This window comes from Dendronalium phyllosphericum CENA369, from assembly GCF_016056275.1.
GTDB classification, from domain to species: domain Bacteria; phylum Cyanobacteriota; class Cyanobacteriia; order Cyanobacteriales; family Nostocaceae; genus Dendronalium; species Dendronalium phyllosphericum.
Map to the genome: position 1 here is coordinate 13,375 of NZ_JAECZA010000015.1, position 24,730 is coordinate 38,104.

20 protein-coding genes are annotated in these 24,730 nt (G+C 37.0%); 15 read left to right on the forward strand and 5 right to left on the reverse strand.

Going from position 1 to position 24,730, the window contains the following annotated elements:
- The first annotated feature begins 675 nt into the window (after window positions 1-675).
- The 12 genes from I8752_RS06175 (at window position 676) to I8752_RS06230 (ending at window position 14,077) form a co-directional block, all read left to right on the forward strand.
- The gene (locus I8752_RS06175) at window positions 676-1,419 is read left to right on the forward strand and encodes a glycosyltransferase family 2 protein (protein ID WP_214431428.1); all 744 of its coding nucleotides are present in this window, start codon (window positions 676-678) and stop codon (window positions 1,417-1,419) included.
- Between the two features lie 128 nt (window positions 1,420-1,547).
- A complete protein-coding gene (locus tag I8752_RS06180; protein WP_214431429.1) occupies window positions 1,548-1,916 on the forward strand; it encodes an EamA family transporter in 369 nt (122 codons plus the stop codon).
- 49 nt (window positions 1,917-1,965) lie between these two features.
- Complete coding sequence (locus I8752_RS06185; RefSeq protein WP_214431430.1) at window positions 1,966-3,681, forward strand: hypothetical protein; 1,716 nt, start codon at window positions 1,966-1,968, stop codon at window positions 3,679-3,681.
- A 363-nt stretch (window positions 3,682-4,044) separates the two neighbouring features.
- A complete protein-coding gene (locus tag I8752_RS06190) occupies window positions 4,045-4,851 on the forward strand; it encodes an ABC transporter permease (protein WP_214431431.1) in 807 nt (268 codons plus the stop codon).
- Window positions 4,852-5,601 (forward strand): ABC transporter ATP-binding protein, encoded by a 750-nt coding sequence (locus tag I8752_RS06195; RefSeq protein WP_214431432.1) that lies wholly within the window; start codon window positions 4,852-4,854, stop codon window positions 5,599-5,601.
- A gap of 161 nt (window positions 5,602-5,762) precedes the next feature.
- Complete coding sequence (locus I8752_RS06200; protein ID WP_214431433.1) at window positions 5,763-7,241, forward strand: class I SAM-dependent methyltransferase; 1,479 nt, start codon at window positions 5,763-5,765, stop codon at window positions 7,239-7,241.
- A 70-nt stretch (window positions 7,242-7,311) separates the two neighbouring features.
- A complete protein-coding gene (locus I8752_RS06205; protein WP_214431434.1) occupies window positions 7,312-8,457 on the forward strand; it encodes a glycosyltransferase family 4 protein in 1,146 nt (381 codons plus the stop codon).
- A complete protein-coding gene (locus tag I8752_RS06210; RefSeq protein ID WP_214431435.1) occupies window positions 8,454-9,917 on the forward strand; it encodes a glycosyltransferase family 4 protein in 1,464 nt (487 codons plus the stop codon). The genes I8752_RS06205 and I8752_RS06210 overlap by 4 nt, the downstream gene beginning before the upstream one ends.
- A 294-nt stretch (window positions 9,918-10,211) precedes the next feature.
- The gene (locus I8752_RS06215) at window positions 10,212-11,183 is read left to right on the forward strand and encodes a GDP-mannose 4,6-dehydratase (RefSeq protein ID WP_214431436.1); all 972 of its coding nucleotides are present in this window, start codon (window positions 10,212-10,214) and stop codon (window positions 11,181-11,183) included.
- Between the two features lie 20 nt (window positions 11,184-11,203).
- Window positions 11,204-12,352, forward strand: a complete 1,149-nt coding sequence (locus I8752_RS06220) for a glycosyltransferase family 4 protein (RefSeq protein WP_318780819.1) — start codon at window positions 11,204-11,206, stop codon at window positions 12,350-12,352.
- Window positions 12,353-12,367: 15 nt separating this feature from the next.
- Window positions 12,368-13,444: a glycosyltransferase family 4 protein gene (locus I8752_RS06225; RefSeq protein WP_214431438.1), complete on the forward strand. Its 1,077-nt coding sequence runs from the start codon at window positions 12,368-12,370 to the stop codon at window positions 13,442-13,444.
- Window positions 13,445-13,489: 45 nt separating this feature from the next.
- Window positions 13,490-14,077: a Uma2 family endonuclease gene (locus I8752_RS06230; protein ID WP_214431439.1), complete on the forward strand. Its 588-nt coding sequence runs from the start codon at window positions 13,490-13,492 to the stop codon at window positions 14,075-14,077.
- Between the two features lie 281 nt (window positions 14,078-14,358).
- Here I8752_RS06230 and pyk read toward each other — a convergent pair whose 3' ends face one another.
- The gene (gene pyk / locus I8752_RS06235) at window positions 14,359-16,125 is read right to left on the reverse strand and encodes a pyruvate kinase (RefSeq protein ID WP_214431440.1); all 1,767 of its coding nucleotides are present in this window, start codon (window positions 16,123-16,125) and stop codon (window positions 14,359-14,361) included.
- A gap of 505 nt (window positions 16,126-16,630) precedes the next feature.
- Between pyk and crtR the strand changes: the two genes are divergently transcribed.
- Entirely contained in the window at window positions 16,631-17,521 is an 891-nt protein-coding gene (gene crtR, locus I8752_RS06240) for a beta-carotene hydroxylase (RefSeq protein WP_214431441.1), read from the forward strand.
- Window positions 17,522-17,606: 85 nt separating this feature from the next.
- On the opposite strand, the gene I8752_RS06245 is transcribed toward crtR, so the two are convergent.
- The 4 genes from I8752_RS06245 to I8752_RS06260 all read right to left on the reverse strand — a co-directional run bounded on the left by I8752_RS06245 (window position 17,607) and on the right by I8752_RS06260 (window position 22,324).
- Window positions 17,607-18,689 carry a tetratricopeptide repeat protein gene (locus I8752_RS06245; protein ID WP_214431442.1) on the reverse strand — a complete coding sequence of 361 codons (1,083 nt, stop codon included), beginning with the start codon at window positions 18,687-18,689 and terminating at the stop codon, window positions 17,607-17,609.
- Window positions 18,690-18,753: 64 nt separating this feature from the next.
- Complete coding sequence (locus I8752_RS06250) at window positions 18,754-19,461, reverse strand: 16S rRNA (uracil(1498)-N(3))-methyltransferase (protein ID WP_214431443.1); 708 nt, start codon at window positions 19,459-19,461, stop codon at window positions 18,754-18,756.
- Between the two features lie 91 nt (window positions 19,462-19,552).
- Window positions 19,553-21,523, reverse strand: a complete 1,971-nt coding sequence (gene sir, locus I8752_RS06255; RefSeq protein WP_214431444.1) for a sulfite reductase, ferredoxin dependent — start codon at window positions 21,521-21,523, stop codon at window positions 19,553-19,555.
- Between the two features lie 264 nt (window positions 21,524-21,787).
- Window positions 21,788-22,324, reverse strand: coding sequence for a porin family protein (locus I8752_RS06260; RefSeq protein WP_214431445.1), 537 nt, complete (start codon window positions 22,322-22,324; stop codon window positions 21,788-21,790).
- Window positions 22,325-22,755: 431 nt separating this feature from the next.
- Between I8752_RS06260 and I8752_RS06265 the strand changes: the two genes are divergently transcribed.
- On the forward strand, window positions 22,756-23,697 hold the full coding sequence (locus I8752_RS06265; RefSeq protein ID WP_214431446.1) for an ADP-ribosylglycohydrolase family protein: 942 nt from the start codon (window positions 22,756-22,758) through the stop codon (window positions 23,695-23,697).
- Between the two features lie 72 nt (window positions 23,698-23,769).
- Window positions 23,770-24,711: an ADP-ribosylglycohydrolase family protein gene (locus I8752_RS06270; protein ID WP_214431447.1), complete on the forward strand. Its 942-nt coding sequence runs from the start codon at window positions 23,770-23,772 to the stop codon at window positions 24,709-24,711.
- Window positions 24,712-24,730 lie beyond the last annotated feature (19 nt).

Genomic DNA, 24,730 nt, shown 5'->3' on the forward strand with positions numbered 1-24,730 from the left:
ATTACGAATTATCCATAGCGATACTAGACTGAATATTGTGTATGACTTAACAACTTTAGTGCGTTAACCAGAATTAACTAATTTGTCATTAAGAGCCAAAGAAACTAATTGATAAATTAACTGGTCTTGCGAACGTAAATATGCTAACGAGCCGAAAATTAGGTATTAATAATTTTTATAAGTAACAGTAAAGTTGAAAAAATAAACTTTTAGCAAAAATTAGTGCTACAAAGCACACTCTCATGGTATAAAATGCTTGAATAACTTGCCTGTGTTGCGTAGTAGTTTTTGAGGATAAAACATTTCCTTAAAGACTATTTTGCTTAGTTAAAAACATAATGTTATTGGGAATTGCTGTATTTTTTAGTATGGTAGTATTTTTTATGCAATATTGAGGTTTATTAAGAGATTATTGGTTTTTCTGAAATCCGTTAAATATGACGGATATACACAGTTTTTATACATATAAATTAATGTCATTTGAAATAAACAAATATTTACTGTAAAAATTAAAATTAACAACTGTAAAATGAACGAACTAATTTTCAGGTATTTAAGATTACGGAGAGTAAAAGAGTGTATTCCAAAAACCTCTGTTGCTTTAGAGATAGTATGTGATTTTTCATTTTTGATGAATAATTTTTGTACTTTTTTGAAGAAGGTCTAATTTATTATATGAAACTATCTGTAATTATTCCATGCTATAACGAGCTTGGAACAATTGAACAAGTTTTACATGCAGTTAAAGCATCTCCTATCAAAAATTTGGAAATTATTATTGTTGACGATTGTTCAATAGATGGTACAAGAGAAAAACTATACTCTGGATTAGAAACAGAAGCAGATAAAGTTATTTATCACAAACGTAATCTTGGGAAAGGCGCAGCACTACGCACTGGTTTTGCAGCGGCGACTGGTGATATTGTAATTGTTCAGGATGCAGATTTAGAATACGATCCTCAAGAATATCCCTTAATGGTGAAGCCAATTATTGATGATAAAGCTGATGTGGTTTTTGGCTCTCGTTTTCAAAGTGGTAGACCTCATAGGGTTGTGTATTACTGGCATAGATTAGGTAATAGTTTTTTAACAACGTTGTCTAACATGTTTACTAATATTAATCTTACAGATATGGAAACATGTTATAAAGCTTTCCGACGAGAAATAATTCAAAATATCAATATAGAAGAAAATCGATTTGGATTTGAACCTGAAATAACAGCTAAAATTGCTAAAACCCAATGTCGTATCTATGAAGTTGGTATATCTTATTACGGTCGTACATATAAAGAAGGGAAAAAAATAGGTTGGAAAGATGGTATTAGAGCTATATTTTGTATTATTAAATACAATGTATTTGGAAGTTACAAAAAAGAAAAATCACATTATTTTATCAAAGATAAAGTGCAATCTAAATAATTCATTAAATTAGTAGATTACAGGCTTGTTTGTCTCATGTTCTTAAACTAAAAAACATGAAAAAAACTTAATTTTTAATAATTATATAGTTCGATGATAAACAGATAAATAAGTATGAGAAAATTAAAATGACACTACAAGAATTTATGTTGCTACTGATGTCTGTGGTAGCAAGCGTGGCTGGGCAGTTTTTCTTAAAAATAGGGGCACTAAAGTTAGGCAGAGTCCATGTAGGAAATCTTGCTAGCCATATTTTCAGCATTATTACAATATCTGAACTCTTAATAGGGCTATCTTGTTATGCTTTAGGTGCTTTAGCTTATATTCTTTTGTTAACCAGAGTCAACTTGAGTATAGCTGGCCCATCTGTCTCACTAGTTTATGTTTTTTCCGTCTTGCTAGGTTACTTTATTTTCAGAGAAACTATTCCTTTAACACGTATTGTAGGTTTAACTTTTATCGTGTGTGGAGTCATTTTAGTAGTTTTGCAAAAGTAAAACAATGAGTTCATGTATCATAATTTAAATTATTACAGGAACATTTAATATGAATTACACATATGTAAATAAAATATATGTATGTTTATTGTATGTTTTAGTTTGCATTATAGGAATTTTTATAATATTTTATCCTACTCTCCTAAGTGGCTTTGCTTACATACAAACCGATCCTGGAGATACGAGGCTAAATCATTACTTTTTAGAGCATTTTTTTAAAGTTATAACTTATAACAAATATATCGGAGATTTATGGTCTCCACCGTTTTTTTATCCTGTCAAAAATGTTCTTGCTTTTTCTGATAATTTGTTTGGTTCTGCACCTACTTATGCAATATTTAGATTTTTCTTTTCATCTGATATATCATTTCAATTATGGATGATTAGTGTATGCATACTTTGTTATGTAAGTTTTTCATTTTTACTGCGTTCTTACAAAGTGAGTCATACCGTTACTATTTTAGGAGCTTTTATTTTTGCTTTTGGTTTGCTTAGAGTATATCAGATTTTCCACCAACAACTTTTACCACAGTTTTTTACTCCACTCGCATTTTTAAACGCATGGAGTTTCTTGAATGTACCAAGTAAGCAGCGATTTAATTTGATACTCTTATTCAGTTATCTGCAATTACTTGCAGGAATCTATCTAGGTTGGTTTTTAGTATTTAGTTTAGTTATATTCTTTCTTATTGGATACATATTAAATCGGAATGCATTTAAAAAATTTATTAGATACTGTCGTCATAATTATAAAAATTTTATTGCTATTACTCTTTTTTGGCTGACTTTAACATACATAACTTTTCTACCTTATCTAAATGCTAAAAAAGAATTTGGTGGTCGCACATGGCAAGAAGTATATCCAGGAATACCTAAAATAACTTCTTGGTTGTCTGTTCCACAAGGAAATTTTTGGTATCCTTTACTTTCTTGGGCTTCTAAAGATTCACAAACGGTGATTGAACCTAATATGTTTCCAGGTTTAATATTGTTTTTATTCATAATTATATGCTTGTATACTTTAGCTTTCAATAAAAAGTTTCTAGATGATGAAAAATTACAATTATTAAAGGTTTGTTTACTTGTATTTTTAACCATTTTTCTTCTATCAACACGCTTATTTTCAGAATTTTCACTTTGGGGAATTATTTATCATACTGTACCCGGTGCTTCCATAATTAGAGCTATTACTAGAATATCTACTACCGCTTATTTTTATATTATAGTTGCAGGCTGCGTATGTCTTGACTGTCTCCTTAAATCTCCTATTGTCACAAAAAAAATACGCTCAATCACTTTAAGTGTATTTTTTCTTTTGTGTCTTATTGAACAACCAATTATTGGGCTAAGTGGTTATGATAAATCTTTGTACGCTCAAGAAATTAATGACATAAAGGAATTAATAAATACAGGTTGTCAAGCTGCATATGTCTTTTTAGATCCTTCATTAGATCCTAAAATATCTTCCAATGTTACTAATTTATCTGCTATGTGGGCTGGCATAGAAACTAACATACCAGTAATAAATGGTTATTCAGGCAATGCCCCACGTCTTTATGGAGATTCTGCTAAAAGTAAGACTGCTAGTGAAATTTCTGAATGGTTAGGTAAAAATGGTAAATACAATAATCGCATCTGTTTAGTATCTCGGCAAGAACTGGAAAATCCTTTTAATCTTAGTTCAGAGTATTTGTTAGCAAAAACTACTAGCTATTCTGGAAGATTTAATGCTTTCAAGGTTCGATTACCTTTAAATCAGAAATAAAATACTCGTAACTATAGTAAAAATTGTTAAATGGAGCGAACCCAACATTTAGCTTCACTTAAACTATAAATAAACTTCTTAATATAGCTTCACATAAAATCTGAATATTATATTTAAAATTAAAGTATTATATGATACATAAAATGCTTTTTTGCAAGAGGAAGTTTTAGGAAGTATATAGATAAATTAATTACTCCTAATAGACTTAAGATGTTCTGAAGACTTGATCCATACAAGTTAACAATCGCTCAAATTAGCAATGCTTTTTAGAATAAAGTTTTGATGATAAGCTAATTCACACAAAAGTACTCTGATAGTATAGAATGCCAAATAACTTGCTTGTGGTGTTTGGTGGTTGTTGTAATGATGCTTTGGTTCAAAGATAATTTAACTAGTTTGCAAGCGCGACGCTACTCGGAATTACTACATGTCTTGGTATCGCGTAATCTTAAAGTGCGCTATCGAGGTTCGTTCTTAGGGGTTTATTGGTCGCTATTGAACCCAATGATTATGACGGGATTGTACTCTGCAATTTTTGGGACGACGTTTGCGTCATATTATGGTAACTCAATACTCAACTATGTTTTGGCATCATTTACAGCGTTAGTAGTAATCAATTTTTTCTCAGCGTCTACGTCTCAGGCTTTGAGTAGTGTGGTGTCAAATGGGCCTTTGTTAAACAAGATCCAGCTCCCTGTAAGTATTTTTCCAGTATCAATGGTTGCTGCAAATGTATTTCAGTTTGCTGTTGGAGTGTTTCCTTTAATAGCGATAATGACTTTGGTCAACTCTAGAAGTCTAGTGAATGTGCTAGCGCTGTTTTTTCCAACTTTGGCCTTGGTTTTAGTTTCCATTGGAGTTGGATTTCTAGTAAGCACTTTATATGTGTTTTTCAGAGATTTACCTTACTTCTATGAATTAGTTGTATTTGTCTTGTGGATTACTAGTCCTGTCTTTTATCCAGCAGCTATTGTTCCAACACAAGTCAAACCTATATTAAGATTGAATCCTTTATCGCCAATCATTGAAAGCCTTCGTCAGATATCCTTATCAGGTGCTTTACCAGATTTGAGTTTAATTTTAGGTGCATTACTCAGTGGTATTATTATTTTCTCGCTTGGTTGGGTTTTTTTTCAGTTGTGGCGACATCAATTTATGGATTTGCTATAAATGGAAGTAATTCGTCTAGATAAAGTTTCTCTTTGGCGGCGAACACAAGAAGAGTTTTCTTATGACCTCAAGAAAACTTTTTTATCGATTTTGGAAGGTAAATATCGTAAACCAGTTAAAAAATTAATATTAGATAATATTGATTTAATTGTAAATTCTGGCGAAAAGATAGGAATTATTGGAGCAAATGGTTCAGGAAAATCAACTGTACTAAAAGTCATTTGTGGTATTCTTAAACCAACTAATGGTTTGGTGCGAGTTAGCGGAAAAATTGCACCCTTGATTGAGTTAGGAGCAGGTTTCGATCCAGAAATTTCCGTTGTCGATAATATTATGCTTTATGGTGTACTACTGGGTTTTTCTAGAATAGAAATGACAAAGAGAGTTAATTCAATTTTAGAATTTGCAGAGTTAGAAGATTATGCACTTATGCCAGTCAAAGCTTTGTCTTCAGGTATGGTAGCACGTTTGGGATTTGCGATCGCAACAGATATTCAGCCAGATATTCTAGTTTTAGATGAGGTCTTATCAGTAGGTGATGAAAGTTTTAAAAATAAGAGCCGACAGCGAATAGAAAAATTTTGGAATCAAAATACTACAATTTTAGTTGTGTCTCATGATTTGAACTTTATAGAACAAACTTGTAATCAAGCTATATGGTTAGATAAAGGGAAAATTAAATGTACTGGTGGTGCAGATGAAGTTGTAAAATTTTATTTAAAAACGGTAAATGCACCTAAAAATTTTTAAGACACTAACTTGCGGCAAATTGGTTATTAGTTAACTTTATCTAAATAAACAATTTATTAATGTTTATTATCTAAAATACTAATTAGATAGATTTAAATTTATCTAATTAGTATTTACGAGTATAAAAAATAGTATAATCTCCTAAAAAAGGGGAAAGTATCATGACTATTTCCAGAATTAAACTACAAGATAATTTAACAAGAAGTGATTATTTTACAAATCTCATTGAAATGGCCTATTCTGTTCCAGAAGGAGATGCTTTACTAAAATTAATAAAAACAGAAAATATATTTGGCTGGGGTACTGACAAAGAGTGTTTACTTCAATATGCTCTTGGTCGGTGGGGAGCTCAAGTAGGAACTGTAGTAGAAATTGGTAGTTTTAAGGGACGTTCAACTGTATGTTTTGCTAGAGGTGTCAAAGATGGAAACCGTGAAGGTGTTGTTGCGATTGACCCACATACCGGAGCTCCTCCTTGGTTTCCTGCAATTCCCCCCTCATTTACATTGAAGGAATTTGAAAATAACTTAAATACAGCTAATGTTAGCACCAAGGTTACTAGTTTTATAACCGATAGTTTTCAAGCAGCACGAATTTGGCCTGCATTACCTATACGAGTACTTTTTTTGGATGGAGACCATTCTTTTGAAGGTCTTCTAGCAGATTATGAGCAATGGATTGAAAAACTAGTAGTTGGTGGTATCTTACTGATTGATGATGTTGACGATCCTATCCACCTTCCAGGTATTATACGTTTTGTTGAGTCAGTTATCACCCATGAGGCTTTTTCTGATATCACAATCATTGATGGTATACTTGCAGCTATTAAAAAAGATCTTGGAGTAATAGGACACTTGAATCATCTCCAAGAATGTTTAAAAAATGAATCAAATTATACTGCTTTATGGAATCAGCGTGCGGAGCGTGAAATAGCATTGCATAATTTCTATACTAATAAATCTATACTAACTAAACCTTCAATCAATCATAGTAATGACAAGCTAATTGATTCGGACAATCAGACAAAATTTTTATCCACTTCAGAGTGTGAATTAATTCGTAACTTTTATATTTATAATCGCAGTCTTGCTCTTACAGCATTAACAATTGCACAAAACACTAGTCAAAGTAGAGCTATTTTTACAGATTCTATAAGATTCGTTGACAATGGACAATTTAAAGAAATCAACCTCTCTGAAAGCGATTGGATAAGTCAAATTGAACAGGCTGCTCAATCTTGGCAATCTCTGCCAATTCGGCTTCTTTATCTAGATTTACCTGATTATTATGCTTTGGATAAAATATTAGAAATATGGAAAACTAAATTAGCAAAATATGCAGTTGTATTACTGCATAAAAATTCTGAATTTGACATACCAAAAATTATTTATGAACTACAGTTGTCTCCGTTTCAAGGTATGGGTTATGAAGATAATATTTATTGGACAATTTGTATGGAGTCTAGTGGAGATAAAATGCTTGAAATTCAAAGTGAAAATATTAAATTAAAAAATGAAATTATAAAAATTAATCAAGAAACTGACGAATTAAAAAATGAAATCTTAGCTATGGAATCATCTAAATTTTGGAAAATTAGACAGAAATGGATTAAAATCAAGAGCATTTTTGTTGTTAATTAGACTTTTTGTTAAATTTTGAAAACTACTAAAACTAAATAGAATATTTACTATAGCCTAGGTTGCTAAAAAAATGAATACAAACATCAAGAATGCCAAAGCTCTGGTTTTTAGTTTATTACCTCTTAAAAAAACAGGAGGAGGTGAAAATTATACTTTAAACTGTGCTATTTCTATATCTGCTTCAGGAATAGAATGCGATTTAATATCACCATGTGAAAGAGAATTTGTATCTGACCGTTCAACAGGAAGATTTTATAGAGCATTTAATATGAGGACATTAATTGGTGGTGATATATCTTATGAAAAACAAGAAAGCTTTCGGGGAATTTTAGCTCAAATTCCTGACTATGATGTTATATGTATTCATCAGTATTTAGCTGGTATCTCAGTTTATGATTTATTAATGCTAACTCATAGCGAACAGAAAATTATTTTTACTAATCTTGGTTTTGAAGAAAATGGAATTGATTTTTGGATCAGATATAATAACCTTCCAAATCATTTCTTTATAGAAATTTCTAAATATTCTGCTGATAGATTTAAAAAAGTTGCTAAGAATATTAGCTATGTTTATGCAGGTGCTTGGAAGAAGCAATTAGAAAAAATATCTGCAACAAAATTTGCTGAAAAAAATAAATTTGTTTCTGTAGGTAGAATTTTACCACATAAAGCTTATGAAATAGCAATTGATGCTTTGAATAAAGAACAAACTTTAGTGCTGGTGGGGCCCTACGGAGAAAATGATCCTTATACAAAATATTTAAATACAAAATCAGCAGGTAAAAATGTTTATTTATCTGGTGAAGTCCTCTCATCTGAAAGAGATAGCTTTATAGCTAGTTCTATTGCTTTAATTGCTAATTCTGCTTCAACAACATATCAAAATCAAAAGTTTGAAAATAGCGAACTTTTGGGTTTAGTAATTATTGAAGCTTTATTAAATAATACTTTACCTATAACTTCCGATCAACCTGCCTTAAAAGAAGTTATGGATGTAATAGAATTAAAGGATTTTATTTACCCAGAAAGAGATTCAAAATATTTAAGAAAGAGATTAGACTTTGTACTTGGTTTAACCGAACAAGAGTACAGTAATTTAATAGCAAAAGCAAGAAAAAATGTAGAAAAGCAATTCCTATGGGATAATTACTGGTTGCGTGTAGAAGAGAAAATTACTCAAGTTTTAGAGTCAAAAAAGGTTAGTAGCAAAGTATGAAAATTTTATTTATATCAAATATATTTCCTCCTCATGTTAGAGGTGGATATGAACTAGGCTGCCTAGAATTAGCGGAAAAATATCAAGATTTAGGGCATTCCGTTATTGTTGCAACTTCAGAGAATACTGCCCAGCTATGCAGATATCCTGAACCTAAGCACATAGATGTTAGAAGAATATTTAATCCAGTTAGATATTATGAAGATTTATATGACTATCACTTGCAAAATAACTCGATATACTTTTATGATAAAGTGATGGCTTTTGGTGGATACATTGAATCTAATTGTATAGCATTAAAAAGAATAATAGAATTAGAAAAGCCTGATTTAGTGTGGATATTTAATCCATTAGGAATAGGCACTATTGGTATTTTCGATACAGTTATATCTTGTAAAACAAAGGCTGTAATTCATTTGATGGAACATATTGATGGAGTTGTACAAGACTATAGCAGACTAGTCAATTTGATAGGAAAATGGCAGTTTTTAAAAACAAAAATTACGGCTATTTCATGTTCTGAAAAAATATATGAATCAAATAGCTCGTTAGGAAAATATTATAACAATGTAGTTATTTACAATTGGATTGATTTTAATAAATTTATCAAAAAAGATTATTCTAGCTATTCCTATGAAGACGATAAAATTACATATATTGAGAAAAAAGAAATATTAAGAAATAAGAAAATATTTAGAATAGTCTATTTTGGTCAGATAGCAGAAAAAAAAGGAATTTTCTTTCTTTATAAATTAGCTAAATTCATATCTAAATCCCCTTACAAAGATAAAATTACAATAGAACTATTTGGTAAGGGTGAAACAAAGTTAATGGATTCTCTCGAACAGCAAATTATTAAAGATAATTTATCGGAAATATTTGTTTTAAAAGGATTTTTAAATAAAGAGTCTCTTTTAGAAAAAATATCTTATTACGATCTTGCTATATTCTTACTAAGTGACGATGAACCATTTGGATATGCTTTGATTGAAGCAATGTTGAAAAGAGTTATAGTCATGGCTACTAGTAAAACTGGTAGTTGCGAACTTTTTCAAGATCAATATGACGCAATTTTTATTAAGGATAGGAAAGATATAAAAGAAATTTATGAAAAGATTATTTGGTGCTTGGAAAATTCCTTAAAATTAGAAATAATTAAGAGTAATGCGATCGCAACAATAAAAGAAAAATGTGATTTAGATACTGTAACTGTACCTGCTTTAAATAAAACTATAGAAATGGTTCCTATAAACCAAGGTTACTCGTTTGAGCATGTTTTATCAGTGTGTGAAACTTTGAGATACCCTTATTTCGATTTAAATATAAATACTAATTTAAAAGGTGCAAGATACAAGTTTATAGATAAAATAGTAACTTATTTGTATGGTTTACCTATATTTGGTAAATATTTACAAACCTTGGGAAATAAGCTTGTACAAACTTATAGGATAAATCGTTGATAAATATTATTTTGATTTAGAATTAATATAATTTAAAAAAACTAAACAATATATTTACTAATAGTAAGCAATCTACTAAAAAATAGTTAATATCAAAATTTTAGTAGAGAATTTAATTATTATGAAGCGTTACTTTAAATCAAGCGTATTAAGCAATACTCTAGGTAAAGTTAAATAGCGATCGCCTGTTGAGAATTTAGATAATTCATTAATTATGCTGTAACTTGGTACTGCAAGATTTAATAAAATTGTAAAAAACTGTCCGAAGTATTTTTGAAGACCAACCATAATCAAATGAGCAAAAAAGCATTAATCACGGGATTAACTGGACAAGACGGTTCTTATCTTGCAGAACTCTTACTAGTCAAAGGCTACCAAGTATTTGGTCTAGTCCGTCGTTCCAGTACTAGCAACCTAGAACGTATTACCCATCTTTCAGGTGACATTCAAATTGTAGCAGGCGATCTTTTGGATCAATCTTCATTGATGGATGTGATTGCAGAATCACAACCTGATGAAATCTATAACCTCGCTTCCCAAAGCTATGTTCCTCTATCCTGGACCCAACCAGCCCTGACCGCTGAATACACAGCTTTGGGTGTCTCTCGGCTTTTAGAATCTATCCGTCGCTGCAAACCAGATGCTAAATTTTACCAAGCGTCTAGTAGCGAAGTCTTTGGTCAACCAGACGAATCACCACAAACTGAACGTACAGCCTTCCGTCCACGTAACCCCTACGGTGTTGCCAAAGCTTATGCTCACTGGATGAGTGTCAATTATCGGCAAAAATATAAACTTTACACCAGCTGCGGTATCACATATACTCATGAATCACCCCGACGTGGCATAGAGTTTGTATTTCGCAAAATCACACATGCAGCGGCTCAAATTAAACTTGGTTTGGCAAACGAACTAAAATTAGGGAACCTAGAGGCGCGGCGTGATTGGTGTTATGCCAAAGATGCAGTTTACGCCATGTGGTTAATGTTACAGCAAGACCAACCTAACGACTATATCATTGCTAGTGGTGAAACTCACTCCGTCAAAGAACTGGTTGAATGTGCTTTCAATTGTGTTAGTCTTAATTGGCAAGATTATGTCTCTGTTGACCCTGCATTTTACCGACCTGATGAACCAGTACAGTTAGTTGGTTGCATTGATAAAATTAAAACTGATATTGGTTGGCAGCCTCAGCATTCCTTTGAGCAGATGGTTGAGTTAATGGTTGATTATGACTTGAAAAAATTGAGCAATAGCGTAATCTAAAAATTTTAATGCTAAAAATTGTGGTTGATGCAACCCCGATAACTCCAAAGCAAAGTGGAGTAGGCTTCTATACTATTAATTTAATACATTCACTCCAGGCGCTACAAGAGCAAAATGACTTTCAATTAGGGGTAGTTTATCAACCACGTCTTAATAACTGGCTAGTTGGCGACTTAAGTTTTCCTGACTGTCTTGAACAGTATTCTCAAAGATACTTGCTTCCATTACCCGTGAGAATATCTGATTTATTATTAGCAATCTCTTTTAAGCCTAGTTTATCTTACTTTGAAAAATATTTTGGTTTTCCAAATATATTACATGGGACAAATTACTCAGTTTATCCCTGCGAGCAAAGCTTAAAAGTGATGAATATATATGATTTAACTTTTATTAAATATCCTAACCACATAGACTCGGTTGTTAAAACTTATACAAGAAAAGTCAAGCGTTGTTTACAATGGACAGACTTAGTTTTAACAATTTCTGAAAACTCGAAAAAAGATATTATTGAGTATTTACAAGTAGACCCTGAAAAAATTTATGTGACTCCGTTAGCTAGCCGCTACTATCCCGATTACTTATCTGATGAAGATATTCAAACTTTAGAAACGCAAGTTAGTTATGATTTTTCTAAACCATATTTACTCTTTGTTAGTACAATAGAGCCAAGGAAAAATATCAACAATATAATTACAGCATTTAATTTTTTAAAACAACATCATAAAATCAATCATCAATTAATACTAATTGGTAAGAAAGGATGGAATTACGAACCAATCTTTGCAAGTATAGAAACTTCTCCTTGGAGAAATGAAATTCATCATTTAGACTACTTATCTAATGAATTAGTAGCATTGTTTTACTCAAAAGCCGATGTTTTTGTTTATCCATCTTATTATGAAGGATTTGGTTTGCCTATATTAGAAGCGATGACGCTAGGCGCACCAGTCGTTGCTAGTGACACTTCTTCAATTCCAGAAGTTGCAGGAGATGCAGCTATACTAGTTGAGCCTAATGATAACATTCAATTAGCTGAAGCTATCTTGAAAATAATTAGTGATTCTCAATTGCGACAAGAATTAATTAGTAAGGGAAAAGAAAGGGCAAAGTTATTTTCCTGGGAAAAAACAGCAAAAGAAACATTAAAGGCTTATAAAACCATTATTTAATGAAAATAGTAAATAATGCCTGCTCTCAGTAAATTAATTATTAATTTGTCAATTGTTTTTTATCAACCAACAGGCATAAGTAACTATGCCCAAAATATTTTTACTTATTTAAATTTTCTCAAACCTACCTTATTAACTGCCCAAAGCTACCCCGAATTTAATTGCTATCCAGTCCCAGATAATCTTACTCCTGCTCAAGGTACAAAAGGACATTTTAATCGGCTTGTTTGGACGCAATTTCAACTGCCACAAATTTATCAAAAGTTACGATCGCACCTCTTATTTTCCCCCCTACCAGAAGCACCCCTGTACGCCAACTGTCGTTTTGTCGTGATGTCACACGACTTAATACCGCTGCGCTTTCCCAAACGCTTTTCACCGTTGACACCCTACCACCGCTACTACATTCCCCAAGTTCTGAGACAAGCGCAACACATTATCTGTAATTCTCAAGCGACAGCTAACGACATTATCGACTTTTATCAAATTCCAGCCAGCAAAATTACCCCCATCCTCCTCGCTCACGATCGCACTCACTTTCGCTTTCTCAATCTACCTAAGGGTAACTACTTTCTTTATATCGGTCGCCAAGACCCTTACAAAAATCTCCAGCGAGCGATCGCCGCCTTTGCTGCACTACCAAACAGCGATTATGAACTGTGGTTAGCAGGCCCCAGCGATGCGCGTTATACTCCAGTTTTACAAAAGCAAGTTGAGGAACTGGGAATAACTAATCGAGTCAAATTTCTTAATTATGTATCTTACAGCGAATTGCCAAAGATAATTAATCGTGCGATCGCTCTTGTCTTCCCAAGTCTCTGGGAAGGCTTTGGATTTCCTGTCTTGGAAGCAATGGCTTGCGGTACACCAGTTATTACCTCCAACCTTTCCTCTTTACCAGAAGTTACTGGCGACGTAGCCATTCTTATCGATCCCTACAACACAGCAGAAATTACAGCAGCGATGCAGATGATTGCTGAGGATTTTGGATTGCGATCGCGCCTTTCTACCCAAGGTATTGCTAGGGCAAATCAATTTAGTTGGGAAAAAACAGGACAAGCTACAGCGGAAGTTTTATCACGTTATCTATAGTGCTAGGCTAAAGTTAGCTTGCCAAATACTTCAAAAATTAATCTTATGGTTGTGCAAACTCCGCCCCGTCAATACTCCATTGAGGAATACTTTGCACATGAAGAAACTGCTGAGTGCCGCAGCGAATACCGTGATGGGGAAATTGTACTTATAACTGGAGGCTCGATTAATCATAACCAAATTATTGTCAACCTAGTAATTGCTTTGGGTCTGGCACTCAGAGAACAAGATTACCGCGTTTACACTAGTGACTTACGTTTATGGATTCCTCGTTTTCGCGAATACACATATCCAGATATTCTCATCATTAAAGACCAAGCAATCTTCCAAGAAGGACGCACCGATACAGTGCTAAATCCCAGTATTATTTTCGAGGTACTTTCTAAATCTACTAGTAGTAGAGATAGAGGTGATAAATTTACTTATTACCGTTCTCTTCCCGAATTTCAAGAATATATATTAATCGATCAATATCAAATTCATATTGAGCAGTTTAGCAAAACTCCAGAAGGTAACTGGCTATTTAAAGAATCTGACGATGAAGATGGAATTTTAACTTTAGTTTCTGCAAACTGCCAAATTCCTCACCGCCAGATTTACGAACGAGTTACATTTGAAAATCAACCAGAGTAGTTATTTCTTCAATAATCCATAATTACGAATTACGAATTATCTAGTGGTCTGCCAAGGAAACTTTGGTAGGTTAAAAATTCTCCGCGTCCCCATATCCCCGCGTCTCCCGAAGTTTGCAAGGGCGGGGGGAACCCTCCGAAGTTGCTCCACTTGGGCAAAGACGACACTTGCTTCAACCGAGGGAACCTCGGCAACGCAGTGTCTCCCCAAGACTGCACTTCTCTCCGCACGCAACTTCTCTCCGTGTCAGCCTTAACCCAGAATTTTGGGGTGGTCGAATACTAAGGTGTTCCCACCGCCCCAGAGTAAACTAAACCCCGTTGCAAATCCAGCGTTAAAATTGCTCCATCTCGAATTACTTGCGTTGCCTTCTTCACGCCGACAATCACAGGTACGCCGAGACGCAAACCAATTACCGCTGCATGGCTGGTCAAACTTTCTTCTTCTGTAATAATCCCAGATGCTTTGCGAATTGCCTCCACAAAATCAGCACCAGTGCGGGGTGCAACTAAAATATCTCCAGGATTAAAGTTACTTGCTTCCAGTCCAGTGTGAGCGACTCTAGCACGACCACTTACCGAACCTTGTCCTAGTCCAATTCCTTGACCTAGCACTGCTGTCACCACCTCAACCTTAATCAAATCTGTGGAGCCGGCAACGCCTTGGAGTGTACCAGCCGTCATTACCACTAAATCGCCCTCACTGAGTAACATCCTTTCCTGAGCCACGTTAATTGCAGCTTGAAACGTCTGTCCTGTAGAAGGTAGCCCCAATACTAACAGCGGTTTGACTCCCCACACCAGTTGTAGTTGCCGCGCTACATTCACGTGGGGTGTAACTGCCAAAATAGGTGTGCTGGGACGGAATTTGGAGACATTACGAGCTGTTGCCCCTGTTTGCGTCAGCGTCATAATTGCCGCTGCTCCTAATTGTTCGGCAATTTGACTTACAGCTTGACTAATAGCATTGGGAATCGAACGCCTCGTATCTCTGAGCTGACGGACTGTAGAGTGCGCCTCTTCCTGCTCAATGCGTTCGGCAATTCGCGCCATAGTTGCCACCGCTTCCACTGGGTAGTTACCAACAGCAGTTTCGTTGGAGAGCATCACTGCATCCGTACCATCCAAAATCGCGTTTGCCACATCCGAGACTTCGGCACGAGTGGGGCGGGGATTGCTCACCATACTATCTAACATCTGAGTAGCTGTGATGATGGGAATTCCCAAACGATTAGCCGTTGCAATCAGCCGCTTTTGCAGTACGGGTACATCCTCCGCTGGCAGTTCCACACCTAAGTCGCCTCTGGCAACCATTACGCCATCGCATAAAGCCAGAACTGCCTCCATTTGTTCGATCGCTTCATGCTTTTCAATTTTGGCAACTACTGGTACTTGTTTGCCCGTGCTGGAAATTAGCTCTTTGATTTCGATGATGTCTTGGGGGTTACGAACAAAAGAAAGTGCTACCCAGTCTACGCCTTGATCCAGACCAAATACCAGATCCTCGCGGTCTTTGTCGGTCATGGCTTTAATCGATAAGTAAACTCCCGGAAAGTTTACACCTTTGTTGTTAGATAGTTTACCAGCTACAGTGATGCGACAATGTAAGTCACCTTTGTCGCGGTTGATTTCCTCCACCAACATTTCTACTCGTCCGTCATCGAGGAGGATTTTTGCACCTACGGGTACTTCTTCCGCTAAATAATCATAGGTAACGCAACTAATTTCTTGTGTACCGATTACTGAGCGATTTGTCAAGGTGAAGCGATCGCCTTTAGCCACAACTATAGAACCATTTTCAAACCGCCCCAAACGAATTTTTGGCCCTTGCAAGTCTTGGAGAATTGCTACTGGCTGATTTAGTTCAAAGGCGGTTTGGCGAATTAGGCGAATATTACGCTGATGGTCGGCATGAGTTCCGTGGGAGAAGTTTAGCCGTAGCGTCGTTGCACCCGCTTCAATAATCGCCTTCAGCATTTCTGGGCTACTAGTAGCGGGGCCAATGGTAGCAACAATTTTTGTTCTGCGTAGAGAATCTCTTAATTGCATAGGGGCTGGTTCTAGGGAACTGTCTGGGAAATAGTGCTGAGTAACAGAAGCAGGATTTTCATAACTTTTATGCCTAAAGGCGCGTGGGGTTATATCTAGAAACTCATAGTAAATTAGGAGTTATTAATATTCAGTCGCTAATATGTCCGTAACTCAAGTATTGAGAGAGGCAATACAAAGATTAGCTTTGTCAAAGTAATTTTGAATGTGACATTGTTGATTCCCCTCTCTCATTTTCTCTAGGGATTTTGGGATAGAGTAGATATCGTACATCAATCTGGGTTCCATCCTACCCAAGAGAGACTTTTTCCTATCAACTATTTAGTAACTAGTTGACACACCCTACTGCTCGGCAAAGACTTTCGTCTCGTCTGGAATCATAGCGCTATTCATCTGCTGATAGGTAAAGATGTGGATAAATCTTGCTTTACAAAAGTTTACATAAGTTTATTAAATGCTAATATTTATCGTATATTCGTAATGTTTGCTCAAGAAGGAGTTACGAATGCTCGCGTTGGAGGCACAGAAGTCACTGAAAGTCCCGCCCAAAGAATTTTTAGCGCCTCCGGGTGATTTTAATCCCACATTGCTACTGTTTTTAACAGCAGTAACCATGCTGATCTTATCTAACTTTGGTTACTGGGTTTGGCAATGGCCGCACTGGTTGTGCTTTAGCATTAACACTATTGCCTTACATTGTTCTGGGACAGTGATTCATGATGCCTGTCACCAAGCTGCCCATCGCAACCGAGTGATGAATGCAATGTTAGGTCACGGCAGTGCTTTAATATTGGCTTTTGCTTTTCCAGTGTTTACGCGCGTGCATTTACAGCATCACGCCCATGTGAACGATCCCAAAGACGACCCAGATCATTATGTCTCTACAGGCGGGCCGCTGTGGTTGATTGCGGTGCGCTTTTTATACCATGAGGTATTTTTCTTCCAGCGGCGACTGTGGCGGAAATATGAGTTATTAGAATGGTTTATCAGCCGTTTGATTGTGGGTGTAATTGTTTATATCTCCGTTCAATATCATTTTTTGGGTTACTTGCTGAATTTTTGGTTTATCCCAGCGTTTTTGGTGGGGATAGCACTGGGATTATTTTTTGATTATTTACCACATCGTCCCTTTGTAGAGCGCGATCGCTGGAAAAATGCCCGCGTCTATCCCAACCCAATTTTGAATATCTTGATTCTCGGTCAAAATTATCACTTAATTCATCATTTATGGCCTTCTATACCTTGGTATAACTACCAACCTGCATACTATGTAATGAAGCCACTTTTAGATGAAAAAGAATGCTATCAAACTTCCGGATTATTACAAAAAAAAGACTTCTTTGAATTTGTTTACGATATTTTCTTAGGAATTAGGTTTCATCCCCACAAAGAATAACTAAATTTATTTTTTGGAAGTACGATTCATACTGGATAAATTTCTCATTTATCACTCCAGAAGTTGCTTAAGTTTGTATCTGCTACTAAGCTGCTGTTCTAGCAGTATTCACAAATACCAGTCCACTATATAAATGAAAAGCCGGGTCCCAATTCGTCTGTTCCCTACGAAACAGATGAATATGAGCCTCGATGCGACCGAGCATTTCTGTTTGATCTAATACTGTCTCTGCAAAAGGAGTAAAATCAGACCACAGCTTAATTTGAGGTAATTGTTGGTCAATCCAGCTTAGTAAGCCATTCCAATTGATTCTGATTGTATTTTGGCTAGCTTGAGGAGTAATTTCTAGACCTTGCTGGAATTCATAACCATTGTCATAAATTCGCAAAATACAACGTCTGCTAGGTAAGTGTAAATCATAAAATTGCATATAATCTTGAATTTTGGTTTTGCGCTCTAGTTGATGATGAGCATCAACATCTACAACTTCTTCAAAAATTGGCAATAGTCCTAAAACTCGTGCTTTGACTTCTGACCATTCAAAGGTGAGGGAACCAAGTTGATTTGCTTCATTGCGACAAACAACAGTTGCTTGAGAGTCAGATTCTGAGAAGTGTTGGACTTGAAAAACTTGAATTTGCTGAATGCTTGTTATCGTCGTCCAGAAGCAAGGAATATCAGCTTTCTGTAGCTGCTTCCCAAAAAATTTGAGTTCTCCTATTTGGCCAGTGCGGTATAGTCTCCAACCACGACTTGGTAGCACTAATCTTGCAGTATAAGGGTCTATCTGCATAATCTGAGCAAATTTTGGTGTGGCTACGGCTTTGAGTTCGTTATTTAGAGGTTCTAAGACTAGTACCCCAACTTCAGTATTACTGGGTTCAGCTGTTGCTTTAACGATCGCTCTTTGTCTTTCTTCTTGCTCAATTTCTTGCAACCGTTGCAATCCTTGACGAGCTTGCGTCAATATCTTGGCATTAGTTGTGCTTTGCAGCAGTTGCCGATATATTTTTTCAGCGTCCTGGTGCTTTTGGGAGACTTCGTGCAGTCTTGCTAGATAAAATTGCACCCAGGGATGGTCTGGCGATTCATTTAGCAGCTGTTTGAGTAATTTAGCAGCTGTGTAATAGTCTTTACGCTCAAAGGCAGTGGCAACTTGTTCGATCATCGCTTACTTTCAATGCAGTTTGTGAAATATCTCATCTTGCATCTTTGCGTGAGATATACATCATTTATACTTCACAACTTGCGGAAATTAAGGTTAATGCTACTACTGGTGCTGTAACTGCGCGCAAGATCCGACGACCTAGAGAAACTGGTTGAAATCCAGCCGCGATCGCATTCTCAATTTCTTTTTCTGTCCATCCCCCCTCCGGGCCAGTAGCAACAATAATCTCTGTAGAAACAGAATTAATCAGATGTTTTAAATGGGGATACTCACCACGAGCCTCACAAATATAACGCTGAGTTGTCGCGTCAGCAGTCACAGCAGAATTAAAAGCCACAGGTTCTAAAATTGTTGGTACAAAAGACCGTTCTGATTGCTCCGCGGCTTCTGCGGCAATGCGTCGCCAACGTTCGAGCTTTTGAGGACTGGGATTTAATAAGGTGCGATCGCTCAATACTGGCGCAATACAAGCTACACCTAATTCCGTACAGCAGCGCACGACTTCATCAAATCCGTTGCCTTTGGGCAATGCCACCATCAGCGTAATTGATACAGGTAGCTCAGTTGCTACTGCTAATGGTTCCAAAACCTCCGCTTGCTCTGCTGCTAACTGTGCTAACCACCATTTTCCTCTACCGTCCATCGCAATAAAGCGATCGCCTTCACGCAAACGTAACACTCGCCCTAAGTAATGTTGTTGCTCTTTTGTCAGCGAAATTTGCCCTTGTTGAAATTGGGAGGGGGCGATCGCAATTCGTTGTAGTTGAGGCATACTAATTCGTAATTAAAATAAATAGAAAAAGTCAGGAGTCTGATAAATTTTGACTCCTGACTCTTTTAAATTCAAAATTAGCCTTAGCAGATTAATCCATTTCTAGGTAAATTTTGAGCGCTGCGTTTGCTAATTCAGTCATAGTTTTACCTTGGCTAGCAGCAGTATCTTTCAATTTGTTGTAAACATCATCATGAAGGCTGATGCGATGCCGCCCTCTACTAGGTGCAGTAATTATCTTAGCTACTAAAGCCGTCACCTGAGCCGCCTGACTATCTTCCGCAGCTGCGGTAGTTTCCGGCTTGTACTGAGCAGCAAATTCACGGATGGCATCAAAACTAACGCGATCGCAAAAATCCCCAAAGGTTTCCCCGGATTTTCTCGAATTCTTAAAGTAGACAAAAATCGGCTCTAGGAAGCTTTCTATATCGTTATGGTGCAGCCGCTCTATGTAAGGTTGCGCTAACCGTGTCTGATCGGGCGAACCTCCCAGCCAAACTTGATAAGATTCAGGAGCACTACCCACAAAGCCTAATTCTGCCATGTAGGGACGAGCGCAGCCATTGGGGCAGCCTGTCATTCTTACCACAAAATGCTCGTTTTGTAAACCAAGTTTATCTAATAGAGTGCGAATTCGTTCTAAAATTCCCGGTATTGCCCGTTCAGATTCGGTAATTGCCAAGCCGCAAGTCGGCAAAGCTGGGCAAGCCATTGCATACCGCACTAAAGGTTCGATTTTGTCAGGGTCAGAGACGACACCACGCTGTTCAAGAATCTCTTGAATGACTTGTTTGTTGTCTGGTTCGATGTCGTAAAAAATGACGTTGTGGTTGGGTGTGAGGCGAATCGGTAAATTGAATTGCTCGACAATTTCTCGTAAGGCGGTTTTCAGTTGAAATGAGCCTTCATCCTTGACTCGACCATTATCAACAGAAATACCCAAAAACAGTTTGCCATCGCCTTGTTCCTGCCAGCCCAAGAAATCTTGATATTTAAACTCTGGTAATGGTTGGAAGGGTGCAACTGGTTTGCCAAAATATTCTTCGACTTTGGCGCGGAACTTATCAACACCCCAATCGTTGATTAAGTATTTTAATCTGGCATGACGGCGGTCGGTGCGATCGCCATAATCTCTCTGAGTAGCAACAATTGCTTTCACTAAGTCGTAAACATCTTCTTTAGCCACATAGCAAATTGGATCTGCCAGTCTAGCAAAGGTTTCTTCTTTGTTATGCGTTCTGCCTAAACCGCCACCAGCAAAGATGTTAAATCCTTCCAGTTCCCCTTGATTGTTGGTAATTACTACCAAAGTCAGGTCTTGGGAATACAAATCAACCGAATTATCCCCTGGCACTGTCACGCAAATTTTGAACTTGCGCGGCATATAGTAAGTGCCATAAAGCGGTTCTTCAGTGTCATGGATAATTGTGCCATTACCGTTACGCTGTCTTGCTGCCTTCACCTCTGGGTTTTCTTCAGCACTAATGGCTTTTTCTCCGTCCAGCCAAATTTCGTAATAAGCGCCTGTTTGCGGTGACAGCAAATCGGCGATATTCTGGGCATATTCCCAGGCATATTGGTAATCTGAGCGATTTTTAAAGGGAACTGGTGGAGCCATGACGTTGCGGTTGATATCGCCGCAAGCACCCAAGGTAGAACCTAAATTTTTAACAATGGTGGCAACTGCTGTTTTGAGATTTTTCTTTAAAATCCCGTGCAGTTGAAAACCTTGCCGAGTGGTTGCTCGTAATGTGTGGTTGCCATATTCATCAGCCAGCTTGTCTAAGGCTAAGTACAGTTGTGGCGGTACAAAGCCACCAGGATTTTTTGTCCGCAGCATGAATTGGTAATCTTTCTCCTGCCCCTTAACGCGATTGTCGCGGTTATCTTGCTGGTAGGAGCCATGAAACTTGAGAATCTGTACCGCATCTTCGCTAAAGTGAGTAGTATTCTCAAGAATTTGTGTTGCTACAGGTTCGCGTAAAAAATTACTATTTTCTTTGAGTCCTTCGACTTTGGAAGGCTTACGGCTGGCGATTGGAGGAGGAGCAGATTTAACCATTAGAGTTGTATACTATTCTCAATAAGGCATCGGTAACCGCCGAAGCACCCTTTCGGCTGATTGATTCCCGGTAATCCGGTCGGAAATATGGGAAATAATTTAATTTTAACATGGCAAAAAGCTGGCTTTGTCCACGATCTAACATTTAACAAAACCAGCCTTTTAGAGTAAAGAGTGCTGAGTGCTGAGTAATTAGTATAGAGTAATTTAGAACTTAGTAAAGGTCAGAAGTTAGTAGGTTACTAAATTCTGACTCTTAGCCTATTACTTAAAGCGATAACCTAGACCGCCATTGATGCTGATAGCAGAAGCAGGGCTATTTTGGTAAGCACGAAGTCCGACTTTGGCATTTGTGTAGACGAGGAAGTTTTTAGCAACTTCTGATTCCACACCAGCACCCACTACTACAGCATCTCTGTTGCCCAGAGGACTGGGTGAACCATCTTTATCTAGAAAAGAGTAACCACCAGTTACAAAGGCGTTAGTTTTATTCGCAATTGGCACATCTACGGAAACTTCTGGGATGATAGCACTCGTCTGGTCATTCCAAAGAACATTGCCGCGTGCCGAAAATGGTGTATTTCCTAATTTTACCCGACCTGTGAGATTACCACCCAAGTTTGCAGCATCATTATTTTGTCCGCCATTGGTAACGCCAGCTGCAACACCAGCACCAATATAACTAGCATCAGTACCCTTTTTTGTTTCAGCAGAAGCTTGACCAGCACTGAGAAAAAAAGGCGCAATTATACATGAAGACAATGCAGAGATTGTCACCAAAGACTTCAGTAAATTTTTCATGATTTGTCAAAAAATTGTAGGTTTTACCTTTACATTACAAGTCGGAAAACGTATAAAAATGTTCCAAATAATTTTTGAAAGCTATTAAATATTTGTTGTTATTGATGCCAAAAAATATAGCGATCGCAGCTATTTCTCAACTCAATCGAATTTTATTCAGTGCTTATATCTTGCTATTTAGAATATTTAACTTAACATAGCCACTTTTTTAACTGGCATAATCTTTTAATTACAACTCGATTGCTTTAAAACAGATAAACTCCAAATTTATACCTAATTAGGATAAGTAAATAGATAGAGTTTTTTGAATAGTCTTACAGTCAGTAATTTTAATCTAAATCCAAAATTGATTAGGGTGTAGCAGATATAGCAACAAACTCCAGAAGAAATATATAAAGTTAAGTTTTAGCAATTTTCATGGAGAATGAATAATGCTAACCGCTACAAAAACGTTGTCTGGTTTGATGGGTTTATGTGTCGGTGATGCGTTGGGTGTGCCAGTAGAGTTTACTAGCCGTGCTGAACGAGTTAAATCTCCAGTGACAACGATGCTAGGTTATGGCACATGGAATCAACCGCCGGGAACTTGGTCAGATGACAGTTCGCTAACTTTCTGCTTGGTACAAAGTCTTTGTAGAGGCTATTGCTTGGATGCAATAGCTAATTCCTTTTGGCGTTGGTACAAGACAGGTTACTGGACTCCACGTGGAGAGATATTTGGCATAGGTAAGAGTACTTATGCAGTGATTATGCGTCTCAACCAAGGAGTTCCACCTTTAGAAGCAGGGGGAACTAGTGAAATGAGCAATGGCAATGGTTCTTTGATGAGAATTTTGCCGATGGCTTACTGTCATAAAAGCTTAACTTTTAGTGAATTAATTTCGCGGGTGCATGATGTTTCTGCCATTACCCATGCTCACGCGCGATCGCAAATGGCCTGTGGCATTTATATTAGTATTGCAATTGCCCTGCTAGAAGGGTTTAACCCTCAAGAAGCTTATTTACAAGGGTTAAAAAATAGCCAGAAAATTTATTCAGTCCCTAACTTCGTTGACGAAATGCCGCATTTTACGAGAGTATTCAGCGGTGAAATTGCCAAGCTGCCAGTTGCAGAGATTAATTCTGAGGGCTATGTAATTGATACCCTAGAAGCATCTTTGTGGTGTTTATTAAATAGCTCCTCTTACAGCGAAGCGGTGCTGAAAGCTATAAATTTAGGTGGACATACAGATACCACCGCCGCCGTCACAGGTGGGTTAGCTGGAATTTACTATGGTGTAGAAGGTATTCCCCAACAATGGATGAATCAAATTGCCCGCAAGCAGGACATTATTAACTTAGCAAAACGTTTTGCAGCCGCAGTATACAGCTAATGATGATACTCAGTGGTTAATAGTGGCTTTTCAACAGTAAAATTACTTATAGAATTACATACTGATTGAACAATGCTAACCACTGCCAAGGCGTTGTCTGGGTTGATGGGTTTATGTGTCGGTGATGCGTTGGGTGTGCCAGTGGAGTTTACTAGCCGCGCCGAACGAGTTAAATCTCCAGTCACATCGATGCTAGGTTACGGAACTTGGGATGTTCCTGCTGGCACTTGGTCGGATGACAGTTCGCTAACTTTTTGCCTAGTAGACAGCCTTTGTGAGGGATTTTCACTAGATGCCATAGCTCGTTCCTTTTGGCGCTGGTACAACGACGGTTACTGGACACCTCAAGGCGAAGTATTTGACATCGGTAACACCACATTTTTGGCAATTGTGAATTGGAAACAAGGAATTCCACCCTTAAAAGCAGGAGGAACTGGTGAAAACAGTAATGGTAATGGTTCTTTGATGAGAATTTTGCCAATGGCTTACTGTCACAAAAGCTTAACTTTTAGCGAATTGATTTTGCGGGTGCATCAAGTTTCTTGCATTACCCACGCTCATCTCCGCTCCCAAATGGCCTGTGGCATTTATATTAGTATTGCTGAGGAACTGCTAAAAGGAGCTAATCCCCAAGCAGCTTATCTGGAAGGTTTAAATAAAATTCAATCCCTTTATTCTGCTGATGAATATCTTTTAGAAAAGCCCCATTTCGATAGAGTATTCAGTGGTGAAATTGCCAACCTGTCAGTTGAAGAGATTAATTCTGGCGGCTATGTAATTGATACCCTAGAGGCATCTTTGTGGTGTTTGCTAAATAGCTCATCCTACTCTGAGGCAGTACTGAAAGCTGTAAATTTAGGTGGAGATACAGATACTACCGCAGCTGTGACTGGTGGTTTAGCCGGAATTTACTACGGCGTAGAAAATATTCCCCAAGCATGGATTGACCAAATTGCCTGTAAAGATAACATCGTTAAGCTAGCAACCAGTTTTGCGGCTGCTGTTTACAGTTAAGGGACTGAGGACTAGGAAA

Excerpts from the sequence above, each read along its gene's own strand:
- I8752_RS06175 (WP_214431428.1), top strand. The coding sequence starts at position 676 with ATGAAACTATCTGTAATTATTCCATGCTATAACGAGCTTGGAACAATT.
- I8752_RS06180 (WP_214431429.1), top strand. The coding sequence starts at position 1,548 with ATGACACTACAAGAATTTATGTTGCTACTGATGTCTGTGGTAGCAAGC.
- I8752_RS06185 (WP_214431430.1), top strand. The coding sequence starts at position 1,966 with ATGAATTACACATATGTAAATAAAATATATGTATGTTTATTGTATGTT.
- I8752_RS06190 (WP_214431431.1), top strand. The coding sequence starts at position 4,045 with ATGATGCTTTGGTTCAAAGATAATTTAACTAGTTTGCAAGCGCGACGC.
- I8752_RS06195 (WP_214431432.1), top strand. The coding sequence starts at position 4,852 with ATGGAAGTAATTCGTCTAGATAAAGTTTCTCTTTGGCGGCGAACACAA.
- I8752_RS06200 (WP_214431433.1), top strand. The coding sequence starts at position 5,763 with ATGACTATTTCCAGAATTAAACTACAAGATAATTTAACAAGAAGTGAT.
- I8752_RS06205 (WP_214431434.1), top strand. The coding sequence starts at position 7,312 with ATGAATACAAACATCAAGAATGCCAAAGCTCTGGTTTTTAGTTTATTA.
- I8752_RS06210 (WP_214431435.1), top strand. The coding sequence starts at position 8,454 with ATGAAAATTTTATTTATATCAAATATATTTCCTCCTCATGTTAGAGGT.
- I8752_RS06215 (WP_214431436.1), top strand. The coding sequence starts at position 10,212 with ATGAGCAAAAAAGCATTAATCACGGGATTAACTGGACAAGACGGTTCT.
- I8752_RS06225 (WP_214431438.1), top strand. The coding sequence starts at position 12,368 with ATGCCTGCTCTCAGTAAATTAATTATTAATTTGTCAATTGTTTTTTAT.
- I8752_RS06230 (WP_214431439.1), top strand. The coding sequence starts at position 13,490 with ATGGTTGTGCAAACTCCGCCCCGTCAATACTCCATTGAGGAATACTTT.
- pyk (WP_214431440.1), bottom strand. The coding sequence starts at position 16,125 with ATGCAATTAAGAGATTCTCTACGCAGAACAAAAATTGTTGCTACCATT.
- crtR (WP_214431441.1), top strand. The coding sequence starts at position 16,631 with ATGCTCGCGTTGGAGGCACAGAAGTCACTGAAAGTCCCGCCCAAAGAA.
- I8752_RS06245 (WP_214431442.1), bottom strand. The coding sequence starts at position 18,689 with ATGATCGAACAAGTTGCCACTGCCTTTGAGCGTAAAGACTATTACACA.
- I8752_RS06250 (WP_214431443.1), bottom strand. The coding sequence starts at position 19,461 with ATGCCTCAACTACAACGAATTGCGATCGCCCCCTCCCAATTTCAACAA.
- sir (WP_214431444.1), bottom strand. The coding sequence starts at position 21,523 with ATGGTTAAATCTGCTCCTCCTCCAATCGCCAGCCGTAAGCCTTCCAAA.
- I8752_RS06260 (WP_214431445.1), bottom strand. The coding sequence starts at position 22,324 with ATGAAAAATTTACTGAAGTCTTTGGTGACAATCTCTGCATTGTCTTCA.
- I8752_RS06265 (WP_214431446.1), top strand. The coding sequence starts at position 22,756 with ATGCTAACCGCTACAAAAACGTTGTCTGGTTTGATGGGTTTATGTGTC.
- I8752_RS06270 (WP_214431447.1), top strand. The coding sequence starts at position 23,770 with ATGCTAACCACTGCCAAGGCGTTGTCTGGGTTGATGGGTTTATGTGTC.